Origin of the sequence: Flavobacterium sp., assembly GCF_044360715.1 — a bacterium.
Taxonomy (GTDB): domain Bacteria; phylum Bacteroidota; class Bacteroidia; order Flavobacteriales; family Flavobacteriaceae; genus Flavobacterium.
In genome coordinates this window covers 75,292-91,237 of record NZ_JBIKJY010000008.1, presented here as the reverse complement: position 1 = coordinate 91,237, position 15,946 = coordinate 75,292, and the positions used below count along the sequence as shown (strand labels likewise).

Below are 15,946 nucleotides of genomic sequence, written 5' to 3'. Positions count from 1 at the left end.
CACTTAAAAACTACTATGTTCCTATGTGTTTATTTTACTTCTCAATCTCCAAAGCAAAACAGCTTTTTTCCTCTTTAGTAATTAAGAATGAATTTTCATTGTTATGAATTTCAATCGCATCATCATAATTTAATTCTTGTAAGTAATTTAAGTTTAATGCTTTAATTGTATTATTTAATACCATTTCTACGTTTGCAACATCTAAACACCATTCTAAATATTTGACATTGTTGGCGTGATTTACAATATCAATATCCGATAAAATAATTTTTCTTTCGTTTTTATATGAAAATAATTCAGGAATAGTTATTTTCTGAATGGGTTTTGCAATACTATCGGTATCATATTTTTCAAAATGCGTATGGGGTAACGCTAAATTATCTGGTCGTCTGGTAGTAGTATTTATTACCACCCAAAAAGTTTCGCAACCTATTAGTTTTTCTTCATTCAAATACATTTCTAAACAACGAATGGAACGCGAATTTTCTAAGGTTTTTATCCAAGTTTTTATGGTAATAACATCTTTCCATTTTGGTAATTTTGATATTTCAATTCGCATTCTACTCAACACCCAAGCTTGTTGATGTTGTTGCATATCTAAATAACTAATACCACCTAAGTCGGCGTGAATGCCTGCAACTATTTGAAATAAATTACAAATTTCGGTATGTTTTAAAAAGCCGTTAGGGTAGCAATGTTGAAAACCAATTTCAAAATTTTGTTTGTATATAGAGGTAAATTCTGTAGAAATTGACATTTGATTTACGATTTGAGATTAACGATTTACGAATTGGGATTTACCTATTTTGGATTTTTGAATTTATAATTTCAATAATTTTATTTCTATCTGTTTCAAAATCAAACCAAACAGCATTTTCCGTGCGCTTGAACCAAGTCATTTGTCGTTTTGCAAATCGGCGGGTATTTTGCTTGATTTGTTCTTTGGCGAATTCAAGTGTGTATTTTCCTTCAAAATAATCAAATAACTCTCTATAACCTACTGTTTGTAAGGCATTTCGATCCTTATGAGGAAGTAATTGCTTAACTTCTTCCACCAAACCTGCTTCAAACATTAGGTCTACACGTTGGTTAATTCGGTCGTACATAATTTCTCTATCCGATTCTAAACCAATGATAATAGGAGTGAAGTTACGTATGCTGTTTCTTTTTCCAATAAAACCGGAATAGGGTAGACCACTTCCAATACAAACCTCTACAAAACGCTTCATACGTTGGGGATTCTGTAAGGTTTGCGGATTTTCTTTTTCCAGTTTTTTATAATAATAGGGATCTAATTCTTGTAATTTATGCTGTAAAAATTCAATGCCTAATGCATCAAATTTAGAATTTATTTCTGTACGAACACCATCCTCAATATCTGGAAATTCATCAAAACCTTTTAAAACGGCATCTACATACAAACCAGAACCGCCCACCATAATTTGGATGTTGTTTTTAGCGAAAAGTTCATCTAATTTTTCAAGCGCTTCTTTTTCAAAATCACCAACGGAATAGTGTTCTAAAATCGATTTATTTTGAATAAAATGATGAGGTGCTGCAGCTAATTCATCTTCCGAAGGCACTGCTGTACCAATTTTCATTTCTTTAAAAAATTGCCGACTATCGCACGAAATGATTTCGCAACCAAAATGTTGTGCCAAAGCAATACTCAAGGAAGTCTTTCCTATAGCTGTGGGTCCGATTATAGTAATGAGATAGTTCAATTTTTAAAAAATATTTTATCTAAACATATCCATTCCAGGAATACTTGGCATCCCTGACTGGGCTACTGCTGCCATTTCGGCTTCGTTCACGTTTGTTGCTTTTGCAATGGCTTTATTCAAAACAGTAACTAAATAATCTTCCAACATTTCTTTGTCTTGCAACAATTCATCCGCAATTTTGAAGTTTTTAATTTCTCTATTTGCTGTTAAGGTTACTTGTAATAAACCGTCGTTACTTTGTTCGTCTACTAAAACGCTATTTAATCTGTTTTTAGTTTCTTCCATTTTTTGTTGGGTTTCTTTTAATTTACCCATCATTCCCATTAAGTCCATTTTGTATGTGTTTTGATTTTATTTTTTTACAATTCTTTTATAAACGTACAACGTTTTTTATGATATTCTGGATCGAAATTTTTCCATAAATTGTGTATCGCGTGATTATCTTCTAATTCAGGTGTTCGCATGCAATTTACTACTCCTATTTTTTTAAAGCTGATGTGGTTTTCATTAAATAAAATTGCAGTTACGCCTTTACTTTGGTATTCGGGTAATACACCAATTAAATAAAACACAGCAGTTTTACATTTGTTTTTTGCTTTTAATAAATGTAAGAATCCTGTTGGAAATAGTTTGCCTTTTGCTTTTTGTAACGCTTCAGCAAAATCGGGCATTACAATACTAAAAGCCACCATTTTACCTTCTTTGTCCATCACAAATTTTATAAATTCAGGATTGATAAACGAAATGTATTTCTTTTTAAAATATTCAATTTGAATATCGTTAATAGGCACAAACGATTGCAAAGAGGCATAACTTCCGTTGAATAATGTAAACATTTTGTCTACATACGGCATTATGTCTTTGGTTTTTGTAAAATTCAAATGGGTTAAATCGTATCTTTTTTCAATCATATCCGCCACGCGTTGAAAATTTGTAGCATCAATGTTTGAAAAAGGAAACTTACTTTCTAAATATACTTTTTCTTTCACAAAGCCCAATTGCTCAAAATGGGTCGCATAATAAGGAAAATTATACCACGTAATCATTAAACCTCTTTCTTCAAAACCATCAATTAAGCAGCCCACTTTATCCAAATTTGAAAACCCCATAGGACCTTCAATATTATCTAAATGATGTTCCTTTCCAAAAGCAATTACTTTATCTAAAAGTGCTTTCGTAACTTCAATATCATCAATAACATCAAACCAACCAAAACGAACTTTCTTTTTGCCTAAAATGTTCACTTCATCCCAATTAATAATCGCCACCACACGACCTACAATTTTATTATTTTTGTAAGCCAAATAAAAATGAGTATCGGCGGTTTTAAAAACGGGATTTTTGGTTTTATCAAAGCTATCTAATTCTTCTTGAATTATTGGTGGCACCCAATATTTGTTGTCTTTGTACAACTCAAAAGGAAATTTTATAAATTCCTTCAATTCTTTTTTCGAGAAAATTTCTTTTACTTCTATCATTAGTCTACACCGTCTTTTCTTTTGTTTTTGGCTGCCTTTTTATCCATTTTCTTATCCATTTTACTTCTTGTGCCAGGTTTGTCCATTTTTACTTCTTTGTAATTTTTAGTAAAACGCCATGTAAACCCTAATCCTCCATAAAATATCCCCGGAGTATTTTTTATACTGGTACCAATGGAAGCATCAAATTGCATATCTTTTTTATGTAAAAATGCCGCACCTAATCTGAAAATGCCATCACTATAATATTTGCCATTGTATCCTTGATTTTCAAGAAATACCGATAAATTTTGATTGATTCCGTGCGTTACGGTTAAAATATAATCGATACTGGCAAAATCAGTTCCTATCTTGTTGTAAATTAAGTTGGTTACTAAAACCGTTCTGTCCCCAAAATGATTTTGAGCAATCGCCATAACTTTCGGACTAAATTTTGCTTCCAACACGGAAGTATTTGCAAACAAATTATTTTCAGAAAAGTTCAAATTGGCACCTGCATAAGCAGAGAACGCAGGAATAAATTGTTTCCATTTGAAACGATGATTGGCTTTCCAACTGTATATGCTTGGTTTTTCAGGACCATTTTTAAAAGGGTCATAAATTAAATATTTTGCACCAAAAGTAGTTTGTCGTAAGGCACTTCTGCTTGAAGTAACATCGTATTGAACATACGAATCTTTTTGATATTGAAGTTCAGCTATAAGTTCTAATTCTTCTTTAAATAATCCCCAACGTAACGCTAAATCGGCAAAATATCCTTTAGCGCTATAGTTTAATTTATCGTGGTTTTCAGTAATGTAATTTACACCTGTTTCTGTTTGAATGACACTTTTACCAACAGAAAACGCCATCATAGATTTTCCAGGACGGTTAGAGTTTACTTCGTCCGTATATTGTGCATTCGCAATTGACGTTAGCAATATGGTTGCTATACAAACAACTTTTGTAGGAAATTTCATAAAGATATATTTAAAACCCAAATGTAAATATTTTATCATAATTTTAAGTATTAGATTTGATATATTCCTTATTTTTGACAAAAAAAATACAATTATGGATACAGCAAGTGTGCCGGGATTTATTAGAACCATATTCTATATCATTTTGTTTTATTATTTATTTAAGTTTGCAATGCGATTGCTAGCACCATATTTGATGCAAAAAGTGGCGAAAAAAGCAGAAGAACATATTAAAAAGCAGTTTGAACAACAGCAACAAAACTATCAATCCACATCGGAAAACAAACAAGAAGTTCCGAAAAAAGAAAAAAAAGTAGTTGGTGATTATATCGATTATGAAGAAGTTGAATAATTTTCTCCGTTAACGCGGAGATTTTTTTATTTTTGTAGGATATTATTTTAAGAAGTAAGATGAAGAAATTAGAAAAATTTGCACCCCATATATATGCCATTTTTGGTTTTATAGTAATTGCTATTATTTATTTTTATCCGGTGTTGGCTGGTAAACAAATAATGCAATCGGATATTGCACAATATACCGGAATGGCAAAAGAACAAAACGACTTTAGAAATGAATTTCATGAAGAGCCGTATTGGACAAATAGTGCGTTTGGTGGTATGCCAACGTATCAATTAGGTGCAAAATATCCTCATAATTATATTAAAAGTTTAGACAGTGAATTACGATTTTTACCTCGCCCTGCCGATTATTTATTTCTATATTTCTTAGGTTTTTATTTGTTATTAATGAGTTTAAAAATCAAACCGTTACAAGCCTTTTTTGGTGCTTTAGCTTTTGGTTTTTCTACGTATTTGATTATTATTTTAGGAGTAGGGCATAATGCAAAAGCGCATGCGATTGCTTATATTCCTATGGTTTTAGCTGGAATTATCTTTGTTTTTAGTAGACGATATTTGATTGGTGGGATTGTAACGATGCTTGCTGCTGGATTAGAAATTCAGGCGAATCACTTCCAAATGACGTATTACTTCTTGTTCTTATTTGCTTTTGTAATTGGATTTTATATTTACGAATTTGTTAAAGAAAAAGATTTCAATCATTTATATAAATCATTCGCAATTTTAGGTTTAGGTGCAATTTTGGCCATTGGTGCGAACGCAACAAATTTATTAGCTACCGCTGAATATGCTAAGTATTCAACCAGAAGTAATAGCAATTTAACGTTTGATGAAAACGGCAAAAAGAAAACCGATACGAATGCCATGAGTTACGACTATATTACGCAATATAGTTACGGTGTGGCCGAAAGTTTAAACTTAATTGCACCTAAGTTATTTGGGGGATCAAACGCAGAAGATTTGGGCGATACCTCTTCTATGTATCAATTTATTGTAGGACAAAATGTTCCTGAAACGGAAGCTAGAGATTTGGTAAAACATATGCCAACGTATTGGGGCGATCAACCAATTGTTGCTGCACCAGCATATATAGGAATTGTCGTATTTTTCTTAGCTATTTTGGCACTGTTTTTAGAAAAACGAAAAATTAAATATGCTTTAGCCGGCGCAATTGTGCTATCCTTATTGCTTTCATATGGTAAAAATCTTTCTATAGTTACAGACTTCTTTATTAATTACATGCCTATGTATAATAAATTTAGAGCGGTTTCTTCCATTCAAGTAATATTAGAATTATGTATGCCTGTTTTAGCTATTTTAGGATTGTCGGCATTTTTAAATGCTGATGAAGCTGAGCGAAAAAAACCTTTATTATATTCAGTAGGGATTGTTGGTGGTATTTTAATCGTATTGTTTTTAGGAAGCAGTATGTTTGATTTTACTTGTGAAAACGATAAAATGTATGCCCAACAATACGGTCCTGAATTTATGAAAGTCTTAAAAGAAGACAGAGCGAATATGTATATGTCTACCATTTATCGTTCATTAGGATTTTTAGTAGTAGCATTTGGAATATTATTTTTCTATACGAAAAAAACGTTTTCACACTTAACTACAGTTATATTGATTGGATTCGTAATGGTGTTAGATTTATTTGTAGTTGCCAAAAACTATGTAAAAGCAGACGATTTTGTTTCGAAAAGTCAAATAGAACGACCATTTGGCGAACCTACTGAAGCGGATGCAATTATATTAGAAGACACCACTCATTTTAGAGTTTTTGATGTGGATGGAAATATGAACAGTGCAAGAACGTCTTTTTATCATCAATCTATTGGAGGATATCACGCGGCCAAACCAAAGAAAATGCAAGAACTATTCGATTATCAAATTGCAAAAAACAATTTTGAAGTCTTGAATATGTTAAATGTAAAATATATTTTAAAAACCAATGAAGAAGGCAATCAACAATCGTTAGAAAATCCGAATGCGAATGGAAGTGCTTGGTTTGTGTCAAAAGTGAAAGTGGTAAATTCCGCAGATGAAGAAATGAAAGCTTTGGATAAGTTGAAAACAAATGACGAAGCTACTTTTATGAAACCAGCTTTAACTAAAGGTGTTTTTAATTTTGAAACGGGTAAAGATTCCACTTCAACAATTGAGCTGATGTCATACAAACCCAATCATTTAAAATACGTTTCTAATAACTCTAAAAATGGTTTTGGTGTATTTTCTGAAATGTATTACGAAAAAGGTTGGAAGGCTACTATAGACGGCAAGGATGCTAAAATTTATAACGTAAATTACGTATTACGTGGCTTACAAATTCCAGCAGGAAAACATAAAATCGAGTTTAAATTTGAACCAGATGTTGTAAAAACAGGAAGTACAATTGCTTTGATATCCACTCTTTTAATGCTTATCGCTATAGGATTAGGGATTTTTTATTGGAGAAAACAAAATAAACAATTAGTTAAGATAAAATAAATTTATATTAAACCTGACAGGTTTCAAAAACCTGTCAGGTTTATAATTTCAAGATAATATTTTGAGTACAAATAAAGTTTTAATCATCACCTATTATTGGCCGCCAGCAGGTGGGCCTGGCGTGCAACGTTGGTTAAAATTTGTAAAATACCTTCCGGATTTTGGCATAGAACCCATTGTATATATTCCAGAAAACCCAAGTTATCCGTTGCTTGATGAAAAATTACTTTCGGATGTTTCTGATAAAACAGTTATTCTGAAAAACAAAATATTCGAACCTTATGCTTTGGCTTCATTTTTATCCAAAAACAAAACAAAGAAATTAGGAGCAGGTATTATTACTCAAAAGAAAAAGCAATCGTTTATAGAAAAAGCAATGCTTTGGATTCGAGGAAATGTTTTTATCCCGGATGCTCGCGTTTTTTGGGTGAAACCTTCTGTGAAATATCTTAAAAAATACATTCAAGAAAACAATATTGAAACCATAATAACTACGGGTCCGCCACATAGTTTGCATTTAATTGGCTTAGATTTAAAAAAGCATCTAAACATAAATTGGATTGCTGATTTCCGAGATCCGTGGACGACCATTGGCTATCATAAAGAACTTAAATTATCAAAATGGGCGAGTGCCAAGCACAAAGCGTTAGAAAAAGAAGTTTTAACAACTTGTGATACGATTTTAGTAACTTCACCCACAACAAAATCTGAATTTGAACGAATTACAAATCAACCTATTGAAGTCATTACAAATGGATATGATGTAGAGAAAATTGAAAAAAAGCCCTTAGATGATGCATTTACTTTAGCGCATATTGGTTCGTTTTTATCGGAAAGAAATCCACAGATTTTATGGGAGTCTTTATCGGAATTAATCGATGAAAATGAAGCATTTGCAACTCATTTTAAATTAAAATTAATTGGAGCGGTTAGTAAAGAAGTTATTCAATCAATTTCAGATTTTAATTTAGATAGTTTCGTACAAAATTTAGGTTATGTTTCGCACGAAGAAGCAATAATACATCAAAGAAGTTCGCAAGTTTTATTGTTAATTGAAATTGATTCGGATGACACAAAATGTATCATACCAGGAAAACTTTTTGAATATATGGTTTCAGAAAGACCTATTTTAGCCATCGGACCAAAAAATTCCGATTTCGAGAATATCATAAAACAGACAAATACAGGTGTTTTTTATCAATATAACGAGAAAAATGAGCTAAAAAGTCAAATTTTAAGCTATTTTAATCAATATTTAGATAAAAACTTAAAAGTTAATGCAGTCGGTTTACAACAATTTAGCAGAAAAAATTTAACAGAACAATTAGCAAAAACAATTTCAAAATTCAATGGTAAAACGTAATTTTAATAACACAGATTAGAGGAATATTTAAAATCTAAAACATCTAAAAAAGTTAAAACATCTAAATAATCTAAAAATCTAAGTAATCTAAAAATCTAACCATCTAATCATCTAAAAATGGGTATCGTAATTAAACAATCTATTAAAAACACCATCATTACTATTATAGGTTTTGCTATTGGTGCGATTAATGTTTTGTATATGTATCCTGTATTTTTAGGTAAAGACTATTTAGGATTAACCAATTATATATTATCTGCAGCAAGTATTTTGTATCCAATTATGTCATTTGGTATACAAAACACATTGATAAAGTTTTTTAATGAAAATAACAAAACTGAAGCTGAATTAAGTAGCTATATTAGTTATATGCTTTTGTTACCTTTATTCATAGTTATTCCATTTTTTGCTTTGTTTTATCTTTTTTATGAAAACATTGCACTATATGAATCCTCAAAGAATGGTATTGTTTATGATTTTGTATGGGAAATTCCAATAATTGCCTTGTTTATAGGTTATTTTGAAATTTTTTATGCTTGGTTACGTGCGCATATGAAATCGGTTTTTGGTTCTTTTGTAAAAGAAGTTTTTGTTAGAATATTAATTACACTTTCGCTTTTTGCTGTTTATTTTAAATGGATAACGTTATCAGAATTTATTCATTCTTTGGTTTTGGTTTATGGGATTAGTTTGTTAGTAATTATTTATTATGCCAATAAAGTAAAGCCAATTCAATTGAATAAAAAATTTCCAAAAAACACAAAGTCTATTTTTGTGTTTACCGTTTTCATTATTTTATCGGCAAGTGTTGCCAATATGCTTTTAGATATTGATAAATATATGATCAATCAGTTTTTAAAAATTGAAAATATTGCTTTTTATTCTTTGGCTGTGTACTTGGCAATGGTTATTTCCGTACCACAACGCGCAATGCATCAAATCACTTATCCAATAACAGCTAAATTAATCAGCGAAAACAAATGGCAAGAATTAAACGAATTATATAAAAAATCTTCGGTAACGCTTCAAGTTATTGGAGGTTTAATATATATTGGAATTTTAGTAAACATAAATCAAGTGTATGAAATTCTACCAAATGAAGGATATAGTCAAGGATTGTTTGTGGTTTTTACCATTGGTTTATCGAAATATTTTGATGTAATTTTAGGTAATAATAACTCCATTATATTTAATTCTAAGTATTATAAAACAGTATTGCTTTTAGGGGTTTTATTGGTTTTTGTAATCGTAGGTTTAAATTTAATTTTTATTCCTAAATACGGAATAAACGGTGCAGCTTTAGCGACTTTAATCGCAATTGGAATGTACAGTTTAGCCAAGCTATTATTTGTGGTTTTTAAAATGAAATTATTTCCGTTTACTAAAAACACAATAGTTTCATTTGTTATTACTGTAGTGTTGTTTTTCGGATTTTACTATTGGGAATTTCCTTTTCACCCGATAATTAATATTGGCTTAAAATCGGTACTCCTTTCTGTTTTATATTTGGCTTTACATTATTATTTCAAGGTTTCAAGTGATATTAATTTTGTGATTAGAAATGTATTCAATAAGGTTTTTATGAAAAAATAAAAAATCCCGCTTCGAATAACGTAACGGGACTTTTAACAAACTAATATTTAATTTCTTTTTCTTTCTTCGGTATCTTTTTTAATTTCGTCGATGTCTTCTTTTTTCATTTTTTCTTTGCTACCATCTTTTTTATAGTAGTAATAATCGCCATCGTTTTCAGCATCATCGTTATGATAGTTACCACCATTATATCCTGCTGGGCAAGGATTGTAGGTATAACCATAACTCATTCTGTTAACAAAACCCACAACTCCAACAATTTGTCCGTGGTAATTATAGAATAAACGCATACCTCCAATTCTGGTTAAAGCAAAACTGTTATAGGTCATAAATACACTACCAATTCGTTTAATTCTTCCATAATAATCGTAATTTACAAAAACACTACCAATTCTTCTGATTCTACCATAATAGTCGAACTCAATTTTAATTCCTCTGTTACCTCTTTCATTACTATTTGAGTTTGTAGGTGTACCACCTCGTCTTGCAATATAATTGTTGTTTCCAATATTGAAATCGAAATCGCCGGTTGGAAAAACATAAAACAAAATGCCTCGTTCTAAAAACACAATTGGTTCCGCATCTCTGTAATCAATTGCGTAATAATTAGGATACCCATTTTGATGTTCATTTCTGCTTCCACGTCTTTCGGTGCTAACTTCTTGAGCATAAACTGCGTTTAACAGGATTAAAAAACTGCTCACTAAAAATGTAATTTTTCTCATAATTTCTAAGTTTTAAAGGTTCTACATTTTCTAATTGTTATTATTATTTAATTATTTTCAATTGCTATGCCAAAAGAAAAAATATATATGATAACGATTTGATAATAACTTGTTAATGATTTCTAATAGATTGATATTTATAATTTTAATTTTAATATTTAAAGAATATCAACCAATTTATCATCGGTTATTTACAACATAGATTATACTAATTTTTAAAATTTCTATAATCTGTATTTCAAAAAAGTAAAAAATTAGACTGAAATTGAATTTAGTTTTTGCTGTTGCCTCTGAATTTACTATTTTAGCACAAATCAGAATCAGTATGCGGAAGTCATTCTATATATTATTTTTTATAAGCCACTTAGTTTTTGCGCAATATCCAACGGATTACTTTCGTTCTCCTTTAGATATTTCAATAAATTTATCAGGTACTTTTGGTGAATTGCGTTCCAATCATTTTCATTCAGGGTTAGATATTCGAACCAATAATATAGAAGGACTACCTGTTTACGCTGCAGCTGACGGAATGGTTGTGCGAATTAAAGTATCGCCATTTGGTTTTGGAAAAGCGTTATATATTGCTCATCCTAATGGATACACTACCGTTTACGGACATTTGCAGAAGTTTAGCGATAAAATTGAAGCGTACGTAAAAGAACAACAATACCGTCAGAAAAGTTTTGAGGTAGAATTATATCCCAGCAACATAAAAGTATCACAATCAGAAATTATTGCTTTGTCAGGTAATTCTGGTGGTAGTGGCGGACCCCATTTGCATTTTGAGTTTAGAGATACAGCATCAGAAAAAATCATCAATCCAATGGCTTTTGGAATGAATAAATTGATTAAAGATCAAACAAATCCAGTAATTTCAAGTTTAATGGTATATCCTGCAAACGATTCAATTTCAGTAAATAAAAGCAGAAATCCAGTTAGTTTGTCGTTACAAAAACAAGTGGACGGCACTTTTTTAGCTACAAAAGTCGTAGCCAGTGGGAAAATTGGTTTTGCACTGAATTCGTATGATATATCCACCAATAATTATAATAAAAACGGAGTATATAAAGTAGAAAGTTATTTAAATGGTTCGCCAAATTTTAAATACGAATTCGAAACGTTTGCTTTTGATGAATCGAAACATATAAATTATTTTATTGATTTTAAAACGTTTAAAAAACTAAAGCAACGCTTTCAAAAATTATTTATTAAAGAAAATTATCCTTTATCTATAGTAAGCGGGAATACTAAAAATGGGTTTATCGATATTAAACCCAATGTAAATTATACTTATAAAATTGTAGTTTCTGATTTTCACGGAAACACCACAGTAGTGAATGTTCCAATTTCTTATGAAAAAGCAATTCAATTTTCTGAAACCTCAAAACCAGTAGTAAAAGAAAACTATTATATAAAACACAAATCGGAATATAATTTTGAATTTGATAAAACGGCTGTTTACTTTCCACCGAATGCTTTGTATGAAAATGCTACTTTAAATATTGTTGAGAAAGATGGCATTTTAGATATAGAAAATAATTTCGAAGCCATTCAAAATGGTTTTACTGTTACGTTAGATATATCAGATTTATCTGAAGAAGAAAGAAAAAAAGCATTTATTGGTACCGTTTCGGGGTATAAGTTAGAGTACAATTCTTCTTTCAAAAAAGGAACAAAAATAGCAGCTAAAGTAAAATCATTTGGAAAGTATAAAGTAGGTATTGATAATGTGCCACCTCGAATTTATAATCCTAATTTTATTGAAAACAGCAATATTTCTAAATTAAAAACGTTAAGTGTATCTATTAACGATCTGCTTTCAGGTATTGATAGTTACAACGCCTATTTAAATGATGAATGGATTTTAATGGAATACGATTATAAAACCAAAAAATTAATTCATAATTTTGAAGATGGTAAAGTAATTCCAGGAAACAATACTATTAAAATTGTGGTTACGGATAAATTGGATAATACAGCTACATTTACATCAAATTTTATATATTAAGTATGCTTATACATAGTAAGTTATTTCGAATTATTCTGTTTTTTATATTTATTTCTACCTTTTCGTTTGCTCAAAAAGCCAGAATTAAAGGTGTGGTTTTAAACGAAAATCAGTTGCCTATTGAAAATGTTTCAGTAAGTTCACCTACTTCGAATACCATCACCAATAAAAATGGTTTTTACGAATTAGAAATAGCTGCTAATGTAGAAGTTACTATTTCATTTTTCAATTCGTCATTTAAGAAATCAACGTATAAAGTCAATTTAAAACCTAATGAAGATTTTGAATGGAATCCGATTTTAGGAACTATTAATGAAGTAATTGAAACCGTTGTAATATCGGGTAAAAACAGAAAAATTAATGGAGCCACAGCGGTTTCACCCGTTTTATTAAGACGAATTCCTGGAGGAAATGCGGGTGTTGAAAATTTGATTAAAACCCTTCCAGGTGTGTATTCAAACAACGAATTAAGTACCTCTTATGCTGTACGTGGTGGAAATTACGATGAAAATTTAGTATATGTAAACGAAATTGAAGTCTATCGTCCGTTTTTAGTTCGTTCTGGGCAGCAAGAGGGTTTGAGTTTTACCAATACCGATATGGTACAAAATATCGATTTTTACGCAGGTGGATTTCAAGCCAAATATGGCGATAAATTGGCTTCTGTTTTGGATATCGCTTATCGAAATCCAAAATCATTTCACGCCGGTTTAGAAGCCAGTTTTTTAGGCGGAAGTATTTTTGCTGAAGGTGTGTCGAAAAATCAAAAATGGAGCAATATTACTGGAGTTCGATACAGAAATAATGCACTTTTGGTTAACAGCCAGGAAACGCAATCTGCTAATTTTAACCCATCATTTTTAGATGTGCAATCGCTGTTTAATTTCAATTTAAACACCAAATGGAATTTTAGTTTCTTAGGAAATATTGCTCAAAACAATTATAATTTTCAACCAACTTCTCGTCAAACTAATTTTGGTACGATTAGCGAGCCAATTGCTTTATTAATTCAGTACGAAGGACAAGAAAAAGATTCGTATACAACCTTTTTTGGCGCTTTAAAATCAGTGTATGAACCTAATAAAAATAATAAATACAAACATATTTCATCTATATATCACACTGTAGAACAAGAATATTATGACATTTTAGCACAATATCGTTTGGGTGAAGTAGATGCAAATATTGGATCTGAAACCTTTGGAAATGTTGTTTTTTCTCGCGGAATTGGTTCGCAATTAAATCACGCCAGAAATAATTTAGATGCTTTAATTGTAACGAATGAAATAAAGGGAAATCATAAATTAAATGATGACAATGCGATAGAATGGAGTTTTAAACATAATTTCGAAAACATTAGAGATAGAGTAGTAGAGTGGGAAGTTATTGATTCTGCAGGATTTTCATTACCAAATCCAGAATTAGAATATATAAATGACCAACCATATAACCCATATTTCGGACCTTTAGCACCATACCAAAACGTTCGTGCTAAAAATAACACCACCATAAATCGATTCAATTCTTATTTAAATTGGAATTATGAAGGAATGATTGGTTCACATACGTATTATGTAAATGCTGGAGTTCGTGGGCAAAGTTGGATGGCTTCAAATAATGGAATTTCAGGAAATAATCAATTTACATTTTCCCCAAGAGCGCAATTTATTTTAAAACCAAATTGGAATAAAGAAATGATTTTCCGATTCTCTGTTGGAGTATATAATCAACCGCCATTTTATAGAGAATTACGTGCCAGCGATGGTTCTGTAAATCCAAATGTTAAAGATCAAAAATCCATTCATTTTGTTTTTGGACACGATTATAGTTTTCAATTGTGGAACAGACCGTTTAAATTAGTAAGTGAAGCTTATTATAAAACGATGACAGATGTAAACGCCTATACAATTGATAATGTAAGAATTAGATATGAAGCAAATAACAACGCTACTGCATATGTATACGGAATTGATGGAAGATTAAATGGTGAGTTTGTTCCTGGCGTGGAATCTTGGTTTACATTCGGGTATTTAAAAACGGAAGAAAATCAAGGTGGTAAAGGTTTTATTGCACGTCCGACAGACCAACGATTGAAATTTGCTATTTTATTTCAAGATTATATGCCAAATATTCCAAGTTTAAAAATGTACTTAAATTTAGTTTATAATACTGGATTGCCAGGGGGTTCGCCAGCATATGCAGACCCTTATTTATATCAAACAAGATTAAACGATTACAGAAGAGCCGATACCGGATTTTCTTATGTTTTTAAAGATGCAAAATTGGGTGGGCATAGAAAATGGTTAGCTAATTTTTCCGAATTTAGTTTGGGTTTTGAAATTTATAATATGTTTAATAATCAAAACTCGATTACGAATACTTGGGTGCGAGATGTATATACCAAAACACAATACGGTGTACCAAATTACTTAACCACACGAACGTTTAATTTGAAATTAAGTATGAGAATTTAATATTGGGAACACAGATTTGACAGATTTTTAAAACTAAATGATTTAGAATTTAGTATATTTGATATTCAAAACAGAAATTATGAAAAATTACATATATATCCTTTTAGCGTCTAGTGTGATGATTTTTTCTTGTCAGGAAGAAAAAGCCAAACCAAAAGTAAAATATACTGGAAAAGAAGTTAAATCACTACAAAAAGACACCAACAAGTTGGAGGTTGCTGATTTACCTATTCAGTTTGAAGGAAGTAATGTATTGGTTTATGCTATTGGAAATTTAACCGTTGGCGATATTAATAGGAAAGGAAGTTATGAAAGCGCCTCTGCTTATGAAGGTGTTTCAGGTTTTCACGTTTCTAATTCTATGGAAAATGAAATTACAGGTTATTTACAAAATTTAAAATTTCAAGAAATTGGATCTGATTCGTTACACGTTTTATCAGATAAAGTAATGCAAATTGAGCGTGTTTCGTATTTAAAAAACAATAAAATGTTAGTGTATGTTTTGGCCGATGCCGATACTAATCAAGATGGTCTGATTGATTCTAATGATATTAAATCGCTTTATATTAGTACAGAATTAGGAAAAAATTTCTCTAAAATTTCTACAGAATTACAAGAATTGATTGATTGGAAGTATATAGAATCTGCAAATAAAATTTACTTTAGAACTATTGAAGACGCTAATAAAAATGGCGAATTTGATAAAAAAGACACCATTCATTATCACGTAGTTAATTTAAAAGAAAATAAAGTATCGGAATATTTTCCTTTATAA

The 15,946-nt window shown here is 30.5% G+C and carries 13 protein-coding genes; 7 read left to right on the top strand and 6 right to left on the bottom strand.

Annotated features, from left to right (window positions below; genetic code table 11):
- Positions 1–34: 34 nt before the first annotated feature.
- From ACIQ16_RS04470 to ACIQ16_RS04450, 5 genes are read right to left on the bottom strand one after another with little or no spacing between them, the layout of a single operon-like run.
- The gene (locus tag ACIQ16_RS04470; protein ID WP_396149041.1) at positions 35–757 is read right to left on the bottom strand and encodes an acyl-[acyl-carrier-protein] thioesterase; all 723 of its coding nucleotides are present in this window, start codon (positions 755–757) and stop codon (positions 35–37) included.
- A 40-nt stretch (positions 758–797) separates the two neighbouring features.
- A complete protein-coding gene (gene miaA, locus ACIQ16_RS04465; RefSeq protein ID WP_396149039.1) occupies positions 798–1,724 on the bottom strand; it encodes a tRNA (adenosine(37)-N6)-dimethylallyltransferase MiaA in 927 nt (308 codons plus the stop codon).
- Between the two features lie 15 nt (positions 1,725–1,739).
- Positions 1,740–2,057: a YbaB/EbfC family nucleoid-associated protein gene (locus ACIQ16_RS04460; RefSeq protein WP_396149037.1), complete on the bottom strand. Its 318-nt coding sequence runs from the start codon at positions 2,055–2,057 to the stop codon at positions 1,740–1,742.
- A 26-nt stretch (positions 2,058–2,083) separates the two neighbouring features.
- Complete coding sequence (locus tag ACIQ16_RS04455; RefSeq protein ID WP_396149035.1) at positions 2,084–3,202, bottom strand: GTP cyclohydrolase; 1,119 nt, start codon at positions 3,200–3,202, stop codon at positions 2,084–2,086.
- Positions 3,202–4,161 (bottom strand): transporter, encoded by a 960-nt coding sequence (locus tag ACIQ16_RS04450; protein WP_396149033.1) that lies wholly within the window; start codon positions 4,159–4,161, stop codon positions 3,202–3,204. The genes ACIQ16_RS04455 and ACIQ16_RS04450 overlap by 1 nt, the downstream gene beginning before the upstream one ends.
- 94 nt (positions 4,162–4,255) lie before the next feature.
- Between ACIQ16_RS04450 and ACIQ16_RS04445 the strand changes: the two genes are divergently transcribed.
- The 4 genes from ACIQ16_RS04445 (at position 4,256) to ACIQ16_RS04430 (ending at position 9,964) form a co-directional block, all read left to right on the top strand.
- On the top strand, positions 4,256–4,513 hold the full coding sequence (locus tag ACIQ16_RS04445; protein WP_353148097.1) for a DUF4834 domain-containing protein: 258 nt from the start codon (positions 4,256–4,258) through the stop codon (positions 4,511–4,513).
- Positions 4,514–4,572: 59 nt separating this feature from the next.
- Positions 4,573–7,008 (top strand): YfhO family protein, encoded by a 2,436-nt coding sequence (locus ACIQ16_RS04440; RefSeq protein ID WP_396149031.1) that lies wholly within the window; start codon positions 4,573–4,575, stop codon positions 7,006–7,008.
- Positions 7,009–7,069: 61 nt separating this feature from the next.
- Positions 7,070–8,371, top strand: coding sequence for a glycosyltransferase family 4 protein (locus ACIQ16_RS04435; RefSeq protein WP_396149029.1), 1,302 nt, complete (start codon positions 7,070–7,072; stop codon positions 8,369–8,371).
- A gap of 117 nt (positions 8,372–8,488) precedes the next feature.
- Positions 8,489–9,964, top strand: a complete 1,476-nt coding sequence (locus ACIQ16_RS04430; RefSeq protein ID WP_396149027.1) for a polysaccharide biosynthesis C-terminal domain-containing protein — start codon at positions 8,489–8,491, stop codon at positions 9,962–9,964.
- A 47-nt stretch (positions 9,965–10,011) separates the two neighbouring features.
- On the opposite strand, the gene ACIQ16_RS04425 is transcribed toward ACIQ16_RS04430, so the two are convergent.
- Positions 10,012–10,689, bottom strand: coding sequence for a hypothetical protein (locus ACIQ16_RS04425; RefSeq protein WP_396149025.1), 678 nt, complete (start codon positions 10,687–10,689; stop codon positions 10,012–10,014).
- 265 nt (positions 10,690–10,954) lie between these two features.
- Between ACIQ16_RS04425 and ACIQ16_RS04420 the strand changes: the two genes are divergently transcribed.
- The 3 genes from ACIQ16_RS04420 (at position 10,955) to ACIQ16_RS04410 (ending at position 15,946) form a co-directional block, all read left to right on the top strand.
- A complete protein-coding gene (locus ACIQ16_RS04420; RefSeq protein WP_396149023.1) occupies positions 10,955–12,697 on the top strand; it encodes a M23 family metallopeptidase in 1,743 nt (580 codons plus the stop codon).
- Between the two features lie 2 nt (positions 12,698–12,699).
- On the top strand, positions 12,700–15,171 hold the full coding sequence (locus ACIQ16_RS04415; protein WP_396149021.1) for a TonB-dependent receptor plug domain-containing protein: 2,472 nt from the start codon (positions 12,700–12,702) through the stop codon (positions 15,169–15,171).
- Positions 15,172–15,250: 79 nt separating this feature from the next.
- On the top strand, positions 15,251–15,946 hold the full coding sequence (locus ACIQ16_RS04410) for a hypothetical protein (RefSeq protein ID WP_396149019.1): 696 nt from the start codon (positions 15,251–15,253) through the stop codon (positions 15,944–15,946).

Excerpts from the sequence above, each read along its gene's own strand:
- ACIQ16_RS04470 (WP_396149041.1), bottom strand. The coding sequence starts at position 757 with ATGTCAATTTCTACAGAATTTACCTCTATATACAAACAAAATTTTGAA.
- ACIQ16_RS04460 (WP_396149037.1), bottom strand. The coding sequence starts at position 2,057 with ATGGACTTAATGGGAATGATGGGTAAATTAAAAGAAACCCAACAAAAA.
- ACIQ16_RS04455 (WP_396149035.1), bottom strand. The coding sequence starts at position 3,202 with ATGATAGAAGTAAAAGAAATTTTCTCGAAAAAAGAATTGAAGGAATTT.
- ACIQ16_RS04450 (WP_396149033.1), bottom strand. The coding sequence starts at position 4,161 with ATGAAATTTCCTACAAAAGTTGTTTGTATAGCAACCATATTGCTAACG.
- ACIQ16_RS04445 (WP_353148097.1), top strand. The coding sequence starts at position 4,256 with ATGGATACAGCAAGTGTGCCGGGATTTATTAGAACCATATTCTATATC.
- ACIQ16_RS04440 (WP_396149031.1), top strand. The coding sequence starts at position 4,573 with ATGAAGAAATTAGAAAAATTTGCACCCCATATATATGCCATTTTTGGT.
- ACIQ16_RS04430 (WP_396149027.1), top strand. The coding sequence starts at position 8,489 with ATGGGTATCGTAATTAAACAATCTATTAAAAACACCATCATTACTATT.
- ACIQ16_RS04425 (WP_396149025.1), bottom strand. The coding sequence starts at position 10,689 with ATGAGAAAAATTACATTTTTAGTGAGCAGTTTTTTAATCCTGTTAAAC.
- ACIQ16_RS04415 (WP_396149021.1), top strand. The coding sequence starts at position 12,700 with ATGCTTATACATAGTAAGTTATTTCGAATTATTCTGTTTTTTATATTT.
- ACIQ16_RS04410 (WP_396149019.1), top strand. The coding sequence starts at position 15,251 with ATGAAAAATTACATATATATCCTTTTAGCGTCTAGTGTGATGATTTTT.